Below are 18,051 nucleotides of genomic sequence, written 5' to 3'. Positions count from 1 at the left end.
TCCTCAGAAACGGTAGTTGACGTCGAACAGCAGGGAGATTTCCTGCTCGCGATCGCCGTCGTAGGCGCGGCTCAGGGCTGAAATCCCAAGGCCTCCCTCAAAGCGATCATCCAAGCGCAAGCGCTGCCAGTAGCTGATCAGTCCCACGGCATCAGTGCCGTAATAACGCTGATTGATGGTCCCGGCACCGAGCTCAAGCTGCTGGGTCCAGGCGGTCTCGTAACGCTGATGCAGGGTCTGTTGCAGACGCAGACGTGGCAGTACCACCACCTCGGACTTGGGATTGAAATAGGGCACATCGTTGTCGCGGCTATTGCTGTTGTAGGCCAGCTCCAGCCCCCAGTCGGCCTGCCAGGTCGGGCGGCTGTAGAAGCGCTGATAACCATCCAGAACCAGACCGAAGCGGTTATTGCCATCGCTGAAGTCGGCCACAGCAGAAGACAGACGCCACTCGCGGCGCTCATCACCACGCCAGCGCACAAAACCACTCACGCTGTTGGAGGAGACGCCTGAGTTGAGTGCCCTGAGCGGTGTGTCTGCCGACAGGTAATCCGCACTCCAGCCGTACTGCCAGTAATCATCGATGTCATGGGTGCCGCTGAGGCGTGCGCCGATCTTGTCGCCCTCGCCATAGTCATGACGCGAGACTTCGGCCTCCAGGGTGTGATTACGTACACGCCACTCAGCCCCGGCTCGCTGCCAGCGATCACGCCCGCGGCCCTCATCGAAGTCACCCGTGGCATAGCCGAAACCTGCGAACACGCGCCAGTCACTGTTAATCGGCGGGCTGTACAACACGGTATCAATACCCATGCTATCGCCACCTGAAACGGCGCTGCCTGAGCCCTGGCCGCGATAGCCGTTAACACGCAGTTCGGCCATCTCGTGAATACTGTGCAACCGTTCAAGGCGCTGCACTGGCAGGGTTTCCGGGTAACGGTCGACCACGTCTTCGGTCAACACATCGGCCTGCCGCCACTCCTGCAACTCCAGTGCGGCCATGCCCTGCTCAACTTCCAGCGCAGGGCTACGCGGGTTGACGCTTTCGGCCACTTTTAACTCATCTTCAGCACGGCGCGGCCAGCCCCTGGCCAGATAAAGACTGGCCAAGTTAGTGCGCAAGCTGGTGTTGTTGGGAGCCCGATTTAGCAAGTCGGCCAGAATTTGCTCGGCGCCCGGCAAGTCGTTGTTTTCCATTAAGGCAACCGCCCTGAGCACTTGCGCATCCAACCAGTTGGCATTGGACTCTGGCTCAGGGTTGCCAAGTTGGTACAGACGTGGAGGCTGGGTAGCCGCCAGGCTATCAGCCTGACGCTTGGCTTCTTCCAGTTGCCAACTTTCCACACGGGCGTAAAACAAACTGCGGTTATCTTCGAGCCACTCCGGGTGCTTGTCGTTTTCAGCAGCTACAACTTGCTCATACAACTCGGCAGCCAATTCCGGGTGACGCATATACAGGGCTGCTGAAGCGACCCAGCGTTTGGCATAGATAGGAAGATCGACCTGTTCAGCCTGTAACTGGCGGTACTCGTCCAGCACCTCAGGCATACGCCCCTGGGTATGCAATGCGCCCATTCGGTCAATGCGAATACGCTGCACATCTGCTCGCGCGTCGGACAGTGCCTGCCATTCTTTAAGCAGTGTGTCAGCACGCGTCAGGGCTTGGTCAGCCACTTGATAGCGCTCGCTCTCGGCACGGGTGCTGAGGTCTGAAAAGCGCACCTGCTCAGCCAACAAATCGCCCTGCAACTGGCGAATCTGTGCCGGACTCAGTACACCTGGATGACGTTCAGCCAAACTCAGTGCCGGTTGCGGCATACCGGCACGCTGCAAGCTGAACAAATACTCGCGCAGCACATCCTCACGTTGCGGCGCCACCTCCAGCGCACGGTCCACCTCGGCGTGCGCAGCGAAGGTCTGACCTGAAGCCTGGTAGGCATAGGCCAGCGCTAACCGGCGGTCAGGGTTTTGTGGGGCTTCATTGACCAGCGTGCGGCCACGGGCAATGGCAGCAGTAAATTTACCGGCATCTGCCAGGGTCATAACCCGACCGAGTTGCAGGCCCTCGTGGTCGGGGAAGCGCGATACGCCTTCGCGGTATACCTGTAACGCTTGCGGCCATTGCTTCTGATTACGGTATGCGCGCGCAACCGTCGCCAGTGCATCAGCGGTAAGACCTGAGTGATCACGTTGGCGCTCATACAGCGCCGTGGCCTCAGCATCCTCACCCGCCCAACCGGCAATCAGCAGGTGATCGATCAGGTAACGCGGGGACGCCTCAGACCGTTGTTCGCGTAGGAAATTTAATGCAGGGGCATAGTCCCCTGCTCGTGCTTTTTCCAGCAACGCGTCATACAGCGGCTGGCTCTGCACCCAGGTGGAGAAAAGCAGAGAGGAACAAAGCAGGTGAATTTTAAAAACGCTAACGCCACGGGCGCAGTGGTTATCCACGCGCCTGGCTGTATCTTGAGTAAGCACTGTTTACGTCCTTGTGCGGGCAGATCGGTGATTCCCTTCACACCCGCATAGATCGACACATTTTTGACTTAATGCACGATCATACCTAATAAAAGGCATTTTATTGGCACAAATCCGACGAGATACACGGCTTCACCCGAGTAACGCATTAGATGCCTTGAGTTTCCTTCAACTTAATGACGATGACGCGCCCGAAAAAATCTAGACTTACGTCCAATTGCCAAAAAAATGCCTAAATATGAGGCTAGGCGCATAAAAAACAGCGTGAGAAAGCCCATGACGCTTACGGACGCGATAACCCAGGCGGGCGTGACGGCCGTGAAACAGAACATTCACGGCACCATGGAATTCCTCCAGAAGTACCCGCCCTTCAATCAGATGGATGTGGCTCAGCTCGCCTACTTGGTGGAAAACTGCCAGCTGCGCTTCTATGCCGAGGGCGACACCATCATCAAACCGGCCGATGGCCCGGTTGAGCACTTCTACATCGTCAAGCAGGGACGTGTGCACGGTGAGCGCCCGCACTCGGCTCGACGCGGCACAGAAACCACCTTTGAAATCACCACTGGCGAGTGCTTCCCGTTGGCCGCCCTACTGGGCGAGCGGGCCACGCGCACTGAACACTTGGCTGCGGAAGACAGCTTCTGCCTATTGCTGAACAAACCGGCGTTTGTCCGCCTGTTCAGCCTGTCGGCACCATTTCGTGACTTTGCCTTGCGCGGCGTCAGCAGCCTGCTTGATCAGGTCAATCAGCAAGTGCAGATGCGCGCGGTGGAAACCCTCGGCTCGCAATACTCACTGGACACCCGCCTCGGCCAGCTTGCGGTGCGCCAGCCGATCAGCTGCAGCCCAGACTTGAGCACCCGCGAAGCGGTGCGACTGATGCACGAACAGCATGTGGGCAGCATTGTCATTGTGGATAAGCAAACCCGTGCCCAAGGCATCTTCACCCTGCGCGACCTGCGCAAGGTAGTGGCCGATGGCAGCGATCTGGACCAGCCGATCAGCCAACTGATGACACAGTCCCCCTTCCATCTGCCGCCAGAAGCCAGCGCCTTTGATGCGGCTATGGCCATGACTGAACGGCATATCGCCCACGTCTGTGTGGTGCAAGACGATACGTTAGTGGGGGTGATTTCCGAACGTGACCTGTTCAGCCTGCAACGGGTCGATCTGGTGCACCTGGCCCGCAGCATCCGCCATGCCGGACGCATTGAGACCTTGATCGCGATCCGCAGTGACGTGCAGCGTTTAGTCGACAGCATGCTCGCCCACGGCGCCAGCTCCACCCAAATCACCCAACTGATCACCCTGCTCAACGATCACACAGTCTGCCGCATTATCGAATTGACCCTAGAGGACTTGGGCGACCCCGGCATTGCCTTTACCTGGCTGTGCTTCGGTAGTGAAGGCCGCAGCGAGCAAACCCTGCACACCGATCAAGACAACGGCATTCTGTTTGAAGCCGCGGATGCCGTGGAAGCCGCAGCCATTCGCGGCAAACTGCTGCCCCTGGCGCAGGAGATCAACCAGCGTTTGGCGCAATGCGGCTTTAGCCTGTGCAAAGGTGGAATCATGGCGGGCAATCCTGAACTGTGCCTGTCGCGCCACGAATGGTCACGGCGCTTCAGCCAGTTTATTCACGAGTCCTCTCCAGACAGCCTGCTGGCCTCTACCATCTACTTCGATCTGCGTGCTGTCTGGGGGGACTCACAGGGTTGCGAGCAACTGCGCAGCGAGCTGCTGCAACAGATTGCGGATAACAGCCTGTTCCAGCGGCGCATGGCAGAGAACGCCCTGCGCCAGAAACCACCCGTCGGCATGCTGCGCAACTTTGTGGTGGCCCGTAAAGGCGCAGATAAAGACACCCTCGACCTCAAAGTGCAGGGACTGACGCCGTTTGTGGATGCAGCCCGACTGCTGTCCCTGGCCCACGGCGTGAGCGCCTGTAACACCCTAGAGCGTCTGCGCGAGCTGATCCGTTTAGAGGTGATTGAGCAGCAGGACGGGGCAGCCTACGAAGAGGCCTATCACTTCATTCAGCAAACCCGTATGCAACAGCATCAACAGCAGGCCCGCACGCAGCAGCCCTACTCCAACCGCATCGACCCGGCACACCTTAACGTGCTGGATCAGCGCATTTTGCGCGAATCCTTTCGCCAGGCTCAGCGCCTGCAAAGCAGCCTCGCCCTGCGGTACCAACTATGAACAGGTTCAACTGGTTTGGCCGCCGCGGCGCAAACTTGAGCGCGGAACACCTGCATCGTCGCGCGCAACTACCCGCACCGGCCCCGCTGGCTGAGCAACCGCTAAACCAGCAGCGATTGGTGGTGATTGATTTAGAAACCAGCGGGCTGGACATGAAGCGCGACGAGGTGCTGTCGATTGGTGCAGTGGTGATCGATCAGGGCGCAATCCAGCTGGGCCAAACCTTCGAATGCACCCTGCAACGTCCGCATCACCAACCCAGCGCCAGCACCCTGATTCACGGCATCGCCCCCAGCGCCATCGCCAGTGGCGTAGAGCCTGTAGAAGGGTTGTTGGACTTTATGGAGTTCCTCGGCGACAGTCCGCTGCTGGCCTTTCATGCCGGGTTCGACCAGCGCATGTTGGCCCGCGCGCTTAAGCAGAGCCTGGACTATCGGCTGCAGCATACGTTCTTTGATGTGGCGGAACTGGCACCGATGCTCTGTCCGCAGGCGGAAATCCGTAACGGCGGGCTGGATGACTGGACCCGCTACTTTGGCCTGCAGGTCCAACAGCGCCACCATGCCAGCGCTGACGCACTGGCTACCGCCGAGCTGGGGCTGATTCTATTCAGCAAGGCCCGACGCCAGCAGATGGACAGCCTGCAAACGCTGGAACAGCGCCTCTGCCAATGGCGCAGGCGGCAGCAGGCGCTGTCGATGTAGGACTTATAAATCCCGCATCAAGAGCCCGAACGGCAACTCCACATCCTGTGGCACCGGCAGGTACAGCGTGTGGCCGTCGCCCGGCGCCACTGGCATCGATTCGCCCTTGCGGTTCTCTAAGTGTTCCAGCTTAAAGCGCAGGTTGCCCTTAGGCGTCATAAGCTCAATACCATCGCCCACGGCAAAACGGTTCTTCACCCGCACTTCGGCCAGATCGCCGCGACGCTCACCGGTCAACTCACCGACAAACTGCTGACGATCCGAGACTGAGCTGCCGTGCTGGTAGTTCTGGTATTCGTCGTGCACATGGCGGCGCAGGAAGCCTTCGGTGTAGCCACGATGGGCCAGTGATTCCAAAGTATCCATCAGGCTCTTGTCAAACGGACGACCGGCCAGAGCATCATCAATCGCCTTGCGGTACACCTGCGCAGTGCGGGCCACGTAGTAGTGGGATTTGGTGCGGCCTTCGATTTTCAGCGAATGCACGCCCATATTCACCAGACGCTCCACATGCTGCACGGCGCGTAGGTCTTTAGAGTTCATGATGTAGGTGCCATGCTCGTCCTCGTAGGCAGCCATCTGCTCACCGGGGCGGCTGGCGTCTTCAAGCAGGAACACCTGATCAGTCGGCGCGCCAACGCCTAGGGTCGGCTCAACGATTTTGACGATATCGCCCAGCTCGTTTTCCTGCGCGGTTTCAGTCTTGTACTGCCAGCGGCAGGCATTGGTGCAGGTGCCTTGGTTCGGGTCACGCTTATTCATGTACCCAGAGAGCAGGCAGCGGCCGGAATAGGCCATGCACAGGGCGCCGTGGACGAAAACTTCCAGCTCCATTTCCGGCACTTCATGGCGAATTTCTTCGATCTCTTCCAGCGATAACTCGCGGGACAAAATCACCCGGGTCAGCCCCTGCTGATACCAGAATTTGACGCTGGCCCAGTTCACCGCGTTAGCCTGCACCGACAAGTGAATCGGCATGTGCGGGTAATGCTCGCGAACCATCATGATCAAGCCTGGATCGGACATGATCAGCGCATCCGGCTGCATCGCAATCACCGGTTCAAGGTCGCGCAAAAAGGTCTTCAGTTTGGCGTTATGGGGGGCAATGTTGACCACCACATAAAACTGTTTGCCCTGAGCGTGTGCCTCATTAATGCCCAGTTGCAGGTTGTCGTGATCAAACTCGTTATTGCGCACCCGCAGGCTGTATCGCGGCTGCCCGGCATACACCGCATCCGCGCCATAGGCGAAGGCATAGCGCATGTTTTTCAGGGTGCCAGCCGGGGATAACAGTTCGGTATAACGGGGAGGAGTTGCCATGGGTCAAGCGCTCAGCCAAAAAGCTGAGGATTTTAGCCAGCTGCAACGGCGCATCTATTGATCTGCGTCTATAACCAACAGCATCAGTGACCGGCCATCATTTAGTACGTAAGTGACATTGCAGGGCTAGTTGCGTCCTGACATCATATGCGAATGATTCTCGAATAAAACTTATATTGAGGTAAGTGTGCGGGCTGACAACTCTACGGATCAGCAATTGCTCAGTCTGTACTATCGCGACCATCGCGATTGGTTGTTGGGCTGGCTGCGCAAAAGCTTGTACTGCCCGGACCGTGCCGAAGACCTCAGCCAGGACACTTTCGTGCGCCTGCTGGGGCGCAATGACCTCCACCAGACCCGCGAACCACGCGCCCTGCTCAGCACCATCGCCCGGGGTCTGCTAATCGACTATTTCCGCCGCAGTGCACTGGAGCGCGCCTATCTGGACGAGTTGGGCCAACTGCCCGCCTGTGAGCAACCCAGCCCGGAAGAACAGGCACTGGCACTGGAAGCCCTCAAAGAAATCGACCGCCTGCTCGGCAACCTGTCTGCCAACGCCCGCGCCGCCTTTTTGCACAATCGCCTGGACGGCATGGGCCATGCCGAAATTGCCGAACAGCTGGGCGTGTCCGTCTCCCGCGTGCGCCAGTACCTGGCCCAGGGCCTGCGCCAGTGCTACATCGCCCTGTACGGACAGCCGGAATGACTGCGGTACCGGCAAAGGTGCTGGACGCTGCCATTGAGTGGCAGCTGTGCCTGGACTCAGGCCTGGCAACGGATGAGCAACGTCATCAGTTTTCCCTGTGGCTGGCCGCGCATCCGGACCACAGCAAAGTCTGGCAGCAACTCAACGGACTCGACGTGCGCCTCGCCTCGGCAGCCAGTACGCCTGCACGACACGCCTTGTTATACCGCGCAAACAAACCCCAACGGCGCTTGCCCGGAGCCGCGCTAGGCTTGTTTATTGCGGCTGGACTTGGCCTCGGGCTGCTCCAAGAATACCGGCCACTCAGCGATTACCTGGCCGATGAACGCACCGACTATGGCGAGCAACGCGAAATCCAACTCAGCGACCACACCCGAGTGCGCCTGAACAGCGGCAGCGCCATGGACATCCATTACGATGCCCATCAACGCCGCCTCTACCTGCGCAACGGTGAGATCTTCATCCAGACGGGTCACGACGACACCCGTCCATTTATTGTCGAGACGGCCCACGGCAGCTTGCGCGCCCTCGGGACACGCTTTCTGGTACGGCGCGAAGGTGACGCGACGCGACTCACGGTCATCCAGTCAGCTGTCGCAGCCACGCCCGCAGAAGTCAGCCGCGAGCGCGTGATCAAGCAAGGTGAGCAAGTCTTGATGCAGCGCCAGCAGCTAGGTGACATCCAGCCTGCGCCCGCAGGTGCTGCCGCATGGAGACACGGCATGCTGGTGGCCGACAACATGCGCCTGGCGGACTTACTCGACGCCCTTGCTGAGTACCGCACCGGCTATTTAGGGGTCGACTCGCGCCTGGCGGATTTGCGCATCAGTGGCAGCTTCCCCCTGCAAGACAGCGACATGGCGCTGGCTGCACTCCCCCCCAGCCTTCCGGTGAAGATCGAGAAAATCGGCAGCTGGTGGACGAAGGTGGTCCCTGCTGAAAAGGGCAAATGAAAATAAATTTCGTTTAGCCCTGACACTTTTGAATTCTGCTTCGGCAAAAGGTCAATGAGATGCATTCCCGTACAGGAGAATTTCCTAATGACCCGTTCCCTGCCCCTGTTCCGCCCTGCACTGCTTGCAGCCGCCATCAGCCTTGCCAGCCTAACTGGCACAGTCCTGGCTGAGCCGTACACACTGCCCTCAGCCCCACTGAGCAGCACGCTGACGCAAATCGCCAGTGAGGCGGGGATTGTCCTGAGCATTGATCCGAGTCTCACCGCCGGCAAGCTATCGGCTCCTGTACAGGGTGACTACGATGCCCTAAGCGCCCTGCAACAGGCGTTGAGCGGCAGCGGTCTGCAACTGAAAGCCAATGGCAGTGGCGGCTACAGCCTTGAGCCCCAGCCTGACAGCGCAGCCCTGGCCGTGCCGGAAGTGTTTATCTCCGGCAGCCAGAACGTGGAGGACGCCTGGGGAGAAACAAGGGGCTATTTAGCTCAGCGCACCGCAGCAGGGAGCAAAACCGACACAGCGCTGGCCGAGGCGCCGCGCTCAATCAGCGTGGTCACTCGCCAGCAAATGGAAGACCGCAACGTCCTCAGCCTGAACGATGCATTGCGCTACACCGCTGGCGTTCAAAGCAGCGGCTATGGCGCCGACTCCCGCAATGACTGGTTGCTGGTACGCGGCTTTGTTCCCACCCAGTTTCTCGACGGTCTGGCCCTGCCACGCGGAACCTACGCCACGCCGAAAATCGAGCCGTGGAACTTGGAGCGCATCAACGTGCTGCGTGGCCCAGCCTCTTCAGTCTATGGCCAAACCCCTCCGGGCGGCTTGCTGGACATGGTCAGCCGCCGTCCGCAGGAAGCCAGCAGCCATGAGGTCGAGGTGCAGGCCGGTACCAATAATCACCGCCAAATCAATTTCGACAGCACCGGCAAAGTCGATGACGACGCACGCCTGCTTTACCGTGTCAGCGGCACCGTTCGCGACAGTGATACCCCGGTCGATCACATCGAAGATAAGCGCTACAACATCGCACCGAGCCTGACCTGGAATATCAACGACGACACCCACCTGACCTTCCTCTCGCAGTACACCCGTGATGACACCGGCATCACCGGGCAATTCCTGCCGCTGCAAGGCACCAAGCTGCGCAGTGAAGCGGGCAAAATTTCGCACCACAAAAACCTGGGTGATCCGGACTGGGAGTTCTACGACCGCAGGTACTACTCACTGGGCTATGCGTTCGACACCCGGATCAACGACATCTGGCAGTTCCGCCAGAATTTCCGCTACGTGAAAAATGACCTGGGCTTCAATGGCATTACCGCTGGTGGGCAGTTCTGGCCAAACGGCCCGGACGAATCCGTCAGCCCCGATGGTACCGTCCAACGCAGTGCAAGCGTCGTCAACGAAGACATCAGCCAATTCGCGCTGGATAACAACTTCCAAGCGGACTTCGACACCGGCGCGATCAGCCATACCCTGCTGCTGGGGCTTGATCACCAACGCAGTACTGACAACTCCAGCTGGTTGTGGGGCTCTACGGGCGTGCCGCCCAGCAATATCCATAATCCCAGCTACGGTCAGGACTTCTCCAATGTTCAGTACTTCACCATGTACGACTACCAACAGAAGATCCAGCAGACCGGCCTGTATATCCAGGACCAACTGGCTCTGAATAACTGGCGCCTAACCCTGGGCGGTCGTCAGGATTGGGTACACACCGCCACCACGTTCCACAACGCTGGCGACGCCACTAATACTGACCGCAACCGAAAACTCACCGGTAACGCAGCGCTGAGCTACGTGTTTGACAACGGCATCACGCCCTACCTTTCCTACGCTGAATCCTTCCAGCCGGTCATGGGCAACCTGGTCAGCAGCACCGAAGCGATGAAACCGACCGAAGGCCAGCAGGTGGAGCTGGGGATCAAATACCAACCGCCGGGCAGCAACATGCTGTTCAGTGCAGCAGTGTTTGATCTGACTCAGGAAAACATGTCAGTCACTGAAAACAACATCACCCGTCAGGTCGGTGAAGTCCGCGTCAAAGGGCTTGAGTTAGAGGCTAATGCTGAGGTTACACAGAACCTCAAACTGATCGGCTCTTACAGCTACACCGACAGCGAAATCGTTAAGGGCAACCCCGGCGAGAAAGGCAACCGTATGGTGCAAATGCCGCGCAATCAGGCCACGCTCTGGGCCGACTACACCTGGCATGACGGCGCCCTTGATGGCTTCGGCATCGCTGCCGGCGTGCGCTATGTCGGCGACTCGTATGGCGATGCGGTTAACTCCGACTGGGGCTATACCGGCTCCTACACCGTCTATGACGCCTCAGTGCATTACGATCTGGGCCGCCTCAACAGCTCGCTCAAAGGTGCCAGCGTTGCCGTGGATGCGAAGAACATCTTCAACAAGGACTACCTGTCCACCTGTGACGGTTTCTACTGCTACTACGGTGATGAGCGCAACGTAGTCGCCAGCGTCAACTACAAGTGGTAACCCAGTTAGGCCGTGCCTTGCGTACGGCCTGACGCCATTGAGCCATCTATGAAAAGCACAACCATCCGCCGCTGGTCCTTCATCCACACATGGAGCAGCCTGATCTGCACCCTGTTCCTGCTGATGCTGGCCCTGACCGGTTTGCCGCTGATCTTCCACCACGAGCTGGAACATCTGCTGGGCGAAGCGCCCGAGCTGCGCGACATGCCTGCCGATACGCCGCACTTAAGCCTGCAACAGTTGGTTGAAGCCGCCGAGCGTCATCGCCCCGGCGAGGTGGTGCAGTACTTCGGTTACGACGAAGACGAACGCAACGGCGTCATCGCCATTACCGCGGCCACTGCTGGCAACGAGCCCAACTCATCGCACACCTTCATGCTCGACGCCCGCAGCGGTGAAGCCGTGGCCATGCCTGCGGCTAACGGTGGCGTGCTGATGTTCATCCTGCGCCTGCATGTGGATATGTTCGCGGAGCTGCCGGGCAAACTGCTTCTAGCCTTTATGGGCGTGCTGTTTGTCGTGGCCATCATCTCCGGCGTAGTGCTCTACGCGCCCTTTATGCGCCGCCTGAAATTCGCCGAAGTTCGCCACGACAAATCGCCCCGCACCCGCTGGTTGGACCTGCACAACCTGATCGGCATCGTCACCCTGACGTGGGCGCTGGTGGTCGGCGTTACCGGCGTAATCAGCGCCTGCGCCGACTTAGTCATCAGCGCCTGGCGCAATGAATCCCTGGCCGCCATGGTCGAGCCGTACCGCAACGCACCGCCACTCACCGAACGGGCACCGGTCAATGACGTACTGCTGATTGCCGCCAAGGCGGCACCGGGTATGCAGCCAGACTTTATCGCCTTCCCCGGCACACGCTTCTCCAGTGAGCATCACTACAGCGTCTTTATGAAAGGCAGCACACACCTGACGGCTCACCTGTGGACCCCGGTGTTGATCGACGCCAAAACCCTGGAGGTCACCGCCATTGGCCAACGCCCTTGGTACATGGACGCGTTGTCGATGTCGCAGCCACTGCACTTTGGCGATTACGGTGGCAGGCCAATGCAGATTCTCTGGGCCGTATTGGATGTACTGACCATCATCGTACTCGGCAGTGGCCTGTACCTGTGGTGGGTACGCCAACGCGCCAGCAACCGACGCCAACCCCGCATGGAGGCAGCACAATGACGTGGCGCCAGTCGACCTTTGCTCTGCCGCTCATGATCAGCATCCTCAGTGCTGCCGGATTGCTCAGCGCCCTACTCGGGGAGGGTTGGTGGGATGCCGTCGCCTGGCTGGGCCTGGGTATCCCAGCCGCACTCGGCGTGTTCCCATTACTGCGACGCTGAGCGTCTCTAAACACGCCTGAAAAAACCGCAAAGCCAATGAATTCGGCGTCTACGACCTTCGTCTAGAACGCCCCTGATCTACGACTAATGTCGCCTGTCACTTCGACGGAGCAAGCCTAGAGTTAGCTCACCAACCACCGTCGAGGACAACAATAATGCACGACGACAGCTACGCACGGATTCAAGCCAATCCGCGCTTTAAAGAACTGGTCGCTACCCGCGACCGGTTCGCCTGGACCCTCTCCGCCATCATGCTCGGCCTCTATGTGGCCTTCATTCTGCTGATCGCTTTCGAGCCACAACTGCTCGGCACACCGCTGAGCGAAGGCTCGTCCGTCACGTGGGGTATCCCAATCGGCGTAGGCCTGATTCTGGCCGCATTTGTGCTGACCGGCATCTATGTGCACCGCGCCAACGGCGAGTTCGACACCCTCAACCAGGCAATCCTCGACGAGGTGCAGAAATGATCACCCGCATCCTCACCGCCGTAGGCCTGATGGCCCTGGCACCTGCACTCTGGGCCGCAGGCGCACTGGAAGGCGATGTTCAGCGCCAGCCGCTGAATACCTCCGCCATCATCATGTTTATCGCCTTCGTCGGCGCGACCCTGTACATCACCTACTGGGCGTCTAAGCGCAACACATCCACCTCGGATTTTTATACCGCAGGTGGCAGCATCACCGGTTTCCAGAATGGTCTGGCAATTGCCGGTGACTACATGTCGGCAGCCTCCTTCCTGGGGATTTCCGCACTGGTGTTCACCTCCGGCTACGACGGCCTGATCTACTCGATCGGCTTCCTCGTTGGCTGGCCGGTGATCCTGTTCCTGATCGCTGAGCGTCTGCGTAACCTGGGCAAATACACCTTTGCCGACGTGGCCTCCTACCGCCTTGGCCAGAAGCAAATTCGCACCCTGTCCGCCAGCGGCTCGCTGGTGGTTGTGGCCTTCTACCTGATCGCACAAATGGTCGGCGCCGGTAAGCTCATCGAGCTGCTATTCGGCCTGCAATACCACGTCGCCGTGGTGCTGGTCGGCATCCTGATGGTGCTCTACGTGCTGTTCGGCGGCATGCTGGCCACCACCTGGGTACAGATCATCAAGGCTGTATTGCTGCTCTCCGGAGCCTCGTTCATGGCCCTGATGGTGATGAAACACGTCGACTTCAACTTCGCCAAACTGTTCAGCGAAGCCATTGCTGTGCATCCGAAAGGCGAAGCCATCATGAGCCCTGGCGGTCTGGTTAAAGACCCGCTGTCTGCCATCTCTCTGGGCTTGGCGCTGATGTTCGGTACAGCTGGCCTGCCACACATCCTGATGCGCTTCTTCACCGTATCCGACGCTAAAGAAGCACGTAAATCGGTGTTCTACGCAACCGGCTTTATTGGCTACTTCTACATCCTCACCTTCATCATCGGCTTCGGCGCGATTCTGCTGGTGGGCACCAACCCAGACTTCCGTGATGCAGCGGGCGGCCTGATCGGTGGTAACAACATGGCTGCGGTTCACCTGGCCAATGCCGTTGGCGGCAGCTGGTTCCTCGGCTTTATCTCGGCCGTAGCCTTTGCCACCATTCTCGCGGTAGTCGCTGGCCTGACCCTGGCCGGTGCTTCAGCGGTATCCCACGACCTGTACGCCAGCGTGTTCAAGAAGGGCAAAGCTAACGAGAAAGACGAGCTGCGCGTTTCCAAGATCACCACTGTGGCGCTGGGCATTCTGGCCATCGTGCTGGGTATTGCCTTCGAGAAGCAGAACATCGCCTTCATGGTTGGCCTGGCCTTCTCCATCGCAGCGAGCTGCAACTTCCCAGTGCTGATTCTGAGCATGTACTGGAAAAACCTCAGCACCCGCGGCGCCATGATCGGCGGCTGGATGGGCCTGATCACTGCGGTCACCCTGATGATCCTCGGCCCAACCGTATGGGTTCAGGTACTGGGCAACGCCGAAGCGATCTTCCCGTACGAATACCCAGCACTGTTCTCAATGATCGTGGCCTTTATCGGTATCTGGTTCTTCTCGATCACCGACAAGTCCCACGCTGCCAACGAAGAACGTGCACGCTTCCTACCGCAGTTCGTCCGTTCGCAAACAGGTCTGGGGGCCAGCGCTGCCAGCGCTCACTAAGACACTGTGTAAGCAGATTGAAGGCAGCCTCCGGGCTGCCTTTTTTATTTCCAACGCGAGCAATGCTGCCTACTATGCTCAGCACTCACGCCACCTTAAGGCCTTGTGTCATGACCAAACCTACTTTGCTGTTTGCACCTGCATCACCGTTTGTACGTAAGGTCTTGGTGCTGCTGCGCCATACCGGACAACTGGACTCGGTCAACGTTGAGGAAGTGCAACTGACGCCCAACACACCCAGCCAGCGGGTCAACAGCAGAAACCCTGCTGGTAAGATTCCAGCCCTGTGCCTGCCCGATGGCAGCACGTTGCACGACAGCCGGGTGATCCTTGATTACTTTGACCATCAGCACAGCGGCCAACCCCTGATCCCACGCAGTGGTCCACAACGCTGGCAGCAACTGACACTGGCCTCACTGGCGGACGCCATCGCCGATGCGGCGATTCTGATCCGCTACGAGACGTTCCTGCGCCCCGAAGAGTTGCGTTCTCCTGAATGGCTAAACAGTCAACAAAACAAGATCGAACGTGCGCTGCAACAATTTGAACAAGAAGCTGCGAGTGGCCTCAGCCAGTCCGTGAATATCGCCACCCTCAGCTTGGGCTGCGCCCTCGGCTATCTCGACCTGCGCCTGCCCACCCTAAATTGGCGTGAACGCTTCCCGCAACTGGCCGACTGGTACAGCCAATTCAGCCAACACCCTGAGATGCTGGCGACCCAGCCGCCGATTTGAGCCGTTGGGCGGCTGGAATCGTCCCAAACAAGCGCGCTATACGCCGGGCCAACAAACGCCCGGCGCGGCGCTCTTCGCGCAATCCCACATGAACATTCATGAGCGATACCACAGGCGGTAGAAACCTGCGCCCAACAGCAGAGCAACCTGACCCAACGCCGTACACAAGCTCAGAAATGACTGCACGTTAGGATTACCTGCAGCGCCCGTGGTCCCGCTAAGGCTGTCCCACAGTACGTCTGGGAGAAACATCAGCCCCATCTGAGCCAGCGGCTTGCCGCTGAGTTGCAGCAGCTTGATCAGGTCAAACTGGCCAAAGAACATCAGCGCCACTAAAAGGATCACGGACAGCACCAAACCAAGGGCAAAGCAGCCGGTAAAACTCATCAATTTGCCAAACATGATCGTTCTCCGTGGGCGCAGGTTAGCCTGCGCCCGTGCCTGCTTCAGTTATCGAGTTGGTAAGTAGGTTGCGCAGTTTTGCCCACGCTGTACCAGTCGAGTTTGCGCGTCAGCACCATGATCCCGGCGAGCACACCGAAGACCAGTACCGAGCCCATCAGCAAGGCGTAATCCTCCGCGCCAAGCAGGGCGAAGAGCAGGCCATAGAGCAGCGCCAGCAGCCCGGCAAAGGCGCCACCACGAGCCGCGCTGCGCAACACGAAGCTGACGTAGAAGCCAATCAACAGCACACAAGACGAGGCGGCAACGGCATAGGCCAGGGCGAAACTCAGGTGCTCGGAAAGGGACAGCAACAGCAGGTAGAACATGGCCAGTGACATCCCTACCAATGCGTATTGCACCGGGTGTACGGCCATGCGTTTGAGCACTTCAAAGAGAAAGAATATGGCGAAGGTCAGGCCGATAAACAGCAGCGCGTATTTGATCGCCCGGTCGGTCTTCAAGTACTGGTCGACCGGATCAACAAAGCTCACGCCAAAGCTACGGCTGCTGAGGGTTTCGCAGTCGCCACGACGAATGCACTGATTAAGCACCTCTTCCATGTTGGTGGCAAAGAAACTGGTCTGCCAATTCGCCTTGAAGCCCTCAGCACTGATCTCTCGTGTATGCGGCAGGTAATCGCCGGTAAAACTCGGGTGCGGCCATGTCGAGGTCAGCTCAACCTGAGTATCGCGTCCCACAGGGGTAAGGGTGAGTTTCTCGGTGCCTTGCAACTTAAGGTTGAAAGCGAACTCAAGAGTCTGCCCGCCCTGGCTATCCAGCTGCGGCAGCTCTGCATGCACGCCCTCCCCCAACAGATTTTCACCACTGCCAGGAGCAAAGCTCAGCTTATTACCATTAATGTTCAGCTGCAGGTCATTGCTGATGCCGCGCACATCACTGATGCCAACCGCGAGGATAGGCTTACCAAACTCATACATCCCCAGTTCATCCCCCAGCCCCATTCTGTCTGGAAGTTTGAACGAACCGCTGATCTGACTATTGCTGCGATAAAGCAGGGCTTTATAGATACCCCGCGCCCGCTCTTCAGTGCCAATATCACCCTTCACGGCAAGACGCTCTGGCAGGAAGTACAAGCGCCCCTGAGAGGTTTGCTCTTCCATGTAGCGCTCTCCAGTGGCTGTGACGGTTTTCCACTTGTGATTCTTCTTCACAAACGGCACCACCAGAATCGGCCCGGTGATGTTCTGGCTGAAGCTGGAACTGCGGGCGATATCGCGCAGTACTTCTTCGCGCTGGTACTGACGATCACTCACCAGCCCGTCAATCATCATCAAGGGAACCAGCAACAACAGAATCAACAGGGCAATGGCCCCCAATTTAAAGCCCAGCACTCGGTTCATCTCGGAACGCTCCAATGGTTCAGGTGAGTTCAGTCTGGGCAGCCCGTATGCTGGTTTTATGGAGACAACGTGGAGAGTGTGTGGAGAGTCAATGGCGGCACTCGTCTTCATGGACAGCGACCGAGTAAATGCGTAGCGTGGCCTAACTCAGCCAAGGATGAAGACTGATGACACAGCACTCCCCTTACGCCACACCCCAAGCCAGCCTTGCAGACCCACAAGCACAGGTGACGGACGAGCAGATTGCTGCGCTTGAGACTTCCGACACCTGGAAAAAACGCTTTAGCGCATTGAGTCTCGCCGGCGGTCCGAAAATGCCCCACTTCAAGCATCTCAGCAAAGCAGAGCGCAGGCAGATCGGCATGTTCAACCTACTGGCCTTTTTCTTTGGGCCGCTCTACTACATCGCTAAAGGTATGTGGAGAAAGGCTCTGAGCCTGTTTGCGGTATGTGCTGCGGTGGCAATCACTGTCGGTCTAGTGATGGAGCAGTTTGGCTACGGCGAATTCACCCGCGCACTCAGCTACGGTCTGGCTGGCGTATTCGCTGCCCGCGCCAACATCGACTACTACAAAAAAATGCTGCTGAACGACAACGGCTGGTGGTGAGGCGAGATAAACCGGTCGTTCTATAACCGTCTTTTCAAGGAGGTACCTGAACATGGATGAGTATGTTGCGGAACTGGGCTGGCAACGCGGTGAGCAGGACTTTCTCGATAACCAGTACAGCCGCCGCCATTGGCTGCGCTTTGACAGTGGTCAGGAAATCGCGGCGTCATCCTCACCGCATGTGGTGCCGCTGCCCTTCTCTGATCCCAATGCCCTGGACCCGGAAGAAGCCTTTATCGCATCGCTGTCCAGCTGCCACATGCTGTGGTTTCTCTCCATCGCAGCCAAACGCCGCTTCCGTGTAGACACTTACAACGACCGCGTTAGCGGACAAATGGGTAAGAACGAGGCAGGCAAGCTGTATATCGCCACCGTCGTGCTGAGACCGGAAGTCACTTTCTCAGGCGAGCGCCTGCCAACGCGGCAGCAGATTGAGCAGATGCACCATCTGGCGCATGAGGAATGCTTTATCGCCAACTCGGTGAAATCTGACGTGCGATGCGAACCACGTTTCAAGAACTGAAACAAACGTGACAAAGCTCGCCAACCTTCTTACGCGTCAAAATTATCACCC

General features: G+C 58.5%; 16 protein-coding genes. 12 read left to right on the top strand and 4 right to left on the bottom strand.

What is annotated here, in order from left to right:
- Positions 1-3: 3 nt before the first annotated feature.
- The gene (pgaA, locus tag WG219_02330) at positions 4-2,478 is read right to left on the bottom strand and encodes a poly-beta-1,6 N-acetyl-D-glucosamine export porin PgaA (GenBank protein ID WXL26346.1); all 2,475 of its coding nucleotides are present in this window, start codon (positions 2,476-2,478) and stop codon (positions 4-6) included.
- A 276-nt stretch (positions 2,479-2,754) separates the two neighbouring features.
- On the opposite strand from pgaA, the gene WG219_02325 reads away from it, so the two are divergent.
- Entirely contained in the window at positions 2,755-4,686 is a 1,932-nt protein-coding gene (locus WG219_02325; protein ID WXL26345.1) for a putative nucleotidyltransferase substrate binding domain-containing protein, read from the top strand.
- Entirely contained in the window at positions 4,683-5,390 is a 708-nt protein-coding gene (locus tag WG219_02320; protein WXL26344.1) for a 3'-5' exonuclease, read from the top strand. The genes WG219_02325 and WG219_02320 overlap by 4 nt, the downstream gene beginning before the upstream one ends.
- A 3-nt stretch (positions 5,391-5,393) precedes the next feature.
- On the opposite strand, the gene yegQ is transcribed toward WG219_02320, so the two are convergent.
- Positions 5,394-6,710 carry a tRNA 5-hydroxyuridine modification protein YegQ gene (gene yegQ, locus WG219_02315; protein ID WXL26343.1) on the bottom strand — a complete coding sequence of 439 codons (1,317 nt, stop codon included), beginning with the start codon at positions 6,708-6,710 and terminating at the stop codon, positions 5,394-5,396.
- A gap of 187 nt (positions 6,711-6,897) precedes the next feature.
- Between yegQ and WG219_02310 the strand changes: the two genes are divergently transcribed.
- The 8 genes from WG219_02310 to WG219_02275 all read left to right on the top strand — a co-directional run bounded on the left by WG219_02310 (position 6,898) and on the right by WG219_02275 (position 15,064).
- On the top strand, positions 6,898-7,416 hold the full coding sequence (locus tag WG219_02310) for an RNA polymerase sigma factor (GenBank protein ID WXL26342.1): 519 nt from the start codon (positions 6,898-6,900) through the stop codon (positions 7,414-7,416).
- Entirely contained in the window at positions 7,413-8,369 is a 957-nt protein-coding gene (locus WG219_02305; GenBank protein WXL26341.1) for a FecR family protein, read from the top strand. Before WG219_02310 ends, WG219_02305 begins: the two co-directional genes overlap by 4 nt.
- 87 nt (positions 8,370-8,456) lie before the next feature.
- Entirely contained in the window at positions 8,457-10,868 is a 2,412-nt protein-coding gene (locus WG219_02300; protein ID WXL26340.1) for a TonB-dependent siderophore receptor, read from the top strand.
- Between the two features lie 48 nt (positions 10,869-10,916).
- Positions 10,917-12,047, top strand: coding sequence for a PepSY-associated TM helix domain-containing protein (locus WG219_02295; protein ID WXL26339.1), 1,131 nt, complete (start codon positions 10,917-10,919; stop codon positions 12,045-12,047).
- The gene (locus WG219_02290) at positions 12,044-12,208 is read left to right on the top strand and encodes a hypothetical protein (protein ID WXL26338.1); all 165 of its coding nucleotides are present in this window, start codon (positions 12,044-12,046) and stop codon (positions 12,206-12,208) included. Before WG219_02295 ends, WG219_02290 begins: the two co-directional genes overlap by 4 nt.
- Positions 12,209-12,363: 155 nt before the next feature.
- Positions 12,364-12,675 (top strand): DUF485 domain-containing protein, encoded by a 312-nt coding sequence (locus WG219_02285; GenBank protein WXL26337.1) that lies wholly within the window; start codon positions 12,364-12,366, stop codon positions 12,673-12,675.
- The gene (locus WG219_02280; GenBank protein ID WXL26336.1) at positions 12,672-14,330 is read left to right on the top strand and encodes a cation acetate symporter; all 1,659 of its coding nucleotides are present in this window, start codon (positions 12,672-12,674) and stop codon (positions 14,328-14,330) included. The genes WG219_02285 and WG219_02280 overlap by 4 nt, the downstream gene beginning before the upstream one ends.
- 110 nt (positions 14,331-14,440) lie before the next feature.
- Positions 14,441-15,064: a glutathione S-transferase N-terminal domain-containing protein gene (locus WG219_02275; GenBank protein WXL26335.1), complete on the top strand. Its 624-nt coding sequence runs from the start codon at positions 14,441-14,443 to the stop codon at positions 15,062-15,064.
- Positions 15,065-15,160: 96 nt separating this feature from the next.
- Here WG219_02275 and WG219_02270 read toward each other — a convergent pair whose 3' ends face one another.
- The gene (locus WG219_02270; GenBank protein ID WXL26334.1) at positions 15,161-15,466 is read right to left on the bottom strand and encodes a hypothetical protein; all 306 of its coding nucleotides are present in this window, start codon (positions 15,464-15,466) and stop codon (positions 15,161-15,163) included.
- A 44-nt stretch (positions 15,467-15,510) separates the two neighbouring features.
- On the bottom strand, positions 15,511-16,869 hold the full coding sequence (gene creD / locus WG219_02265; protein WXL26333.1) for a cell envelope integrity protein CreD: 1,359 nt from the start codon (positions 16,867-16,869) through the stop codon (positions 15,511-15,513).
- A gap of 167 nt (positions 16,870-17,036) precedes the next feature.
- Between creD and WG219_02260 the strand changes: the two genes are divergently transcribed.
- On the top strand, positions 17,037-17,477 hold the full coding sequence (locus WG219_02260; GenBank protein WXL26332.1) for a DUF2628 domain-containing protein: 441 nt from the start codon (positions 17,037-17,039) through the stop codon (positions 17,475-17,477).
- Between the two features lie 52 nt (positions 17,478-17,529).
- A complete protein-coding gene (locus tag WG219_02255; GenBank protein ID WXL26331.1) occupies positions 17,530-18,000 on the top strand; it encodes an OsmC family protein in 471 nt (156 codons plus the stop codon).
- Positions 18,001-18,051 lie beyond the last annotated feature (51 nt).

The sequence above is a fragment of the Pseudomonas mendocina genome (assembly GCA_037482215.1).
Lineage (GTDB): Bacteria > Pseudomonadota > Gammaproteobacteria > Pseudomonadales > Pseudomonadaceae > Aquipseudomonas > Aquipseudomonas mendocina_E.
The sequence above is the reverse complement of the archived record's forward strand: the minus strand, read 5'-3'. Positions and strand labels throughout refer to the sequence as shown.

Coding starts and splice junctions, on each gene's coding strand:
- WG219_02295 (WXL26339.1), top strand. CDS start 10,917: ATGAAAAGCACAACCATCCGCCGCTGGTCCTTCATCCACACATGGAGC.
- WG219_02325 (WXL26345.1), top strand. CDS start 2,755: ATGACGCTTACGGACGCGATAACCCAGGCGGGCGTGACGGCCGTGAAA.
- WG219_02270 (WXL26334.1), bottom strand. CDS start 15,466: ATGTTTGGCAAATTGATGAGTTTTACCGGCTGCTTTGCCCTTGGTTTG.
- WG219_02290 (WXL26338.1), top strand. CDS start 12,044: ATGACGTGGCGCCAGTCGACCTTTGCTCTGCCGCTCATGATCAGCATC.
- yegQ (WXL26343.1), bottom strand. CDS start 6,710: ATGGCAACTCCTCCCCGTTATACCGAACTGTTATCCCCGGCTGGCACC.
- WG219_02255 (WXL26331.1), top strand. CDS start 17,530: ATGGATGAGTATGTTGCGGAACTGGGCTGGCAACGCGGTGAGCAGGAC.
- WG219_02300 (WXL26340.1), top strand. CDS start 8,457: ATGACCCGTTCCCTGCCCCTGTTCCGCCCTGCACTGCTTGCAGCCGCC.
- WG219_02285 (WXL26337.1), top strand. CDS start 12,364: ATGCACGACGACAGCTACGCACGGATTCAAGCCAATCCGCGCTTTAAA.
- WG219_02305 (WXL26341.1), top strand. CDS start 7,413: ATGACTGCGGTACCGGCAAAGGTGCTGGACGCTGCCATTGAGTGGCAG.
- WG219_02275 (WXL26335.1), top strand. CDS start 14,441: ATGACCAAACCTACTTTGCTGTTTGCACCTGCATCACCGTTTGTACGT.
- WG219_02320 (WXL26344.1), top strand. CDS start 4,683: ATGAACAGGTTCAACTGGTTTGGCCGCCGCGGCGCAAACTTGAGCGCG.
- WG219_02260 (WXL26332.1), top strand. CDS start 17,037: ATGACACAGCACTCCCCTTACGCCACACCCCAAGCCAGCCTTGCAGAC.
- WG219_02280 (WXL26336.1), top strand. CDS start 12,672: ATGATCACCCGCATCCTCACCGCCGTAGGCCTGATGGCCCTGGCACCT.
- creD (WXL26333.1), bottom strand. CDS start 16,869: ATGAACCGAGTGCTGGGCTTTAAATTGGGGGCCATTGCCCTGTTGATT.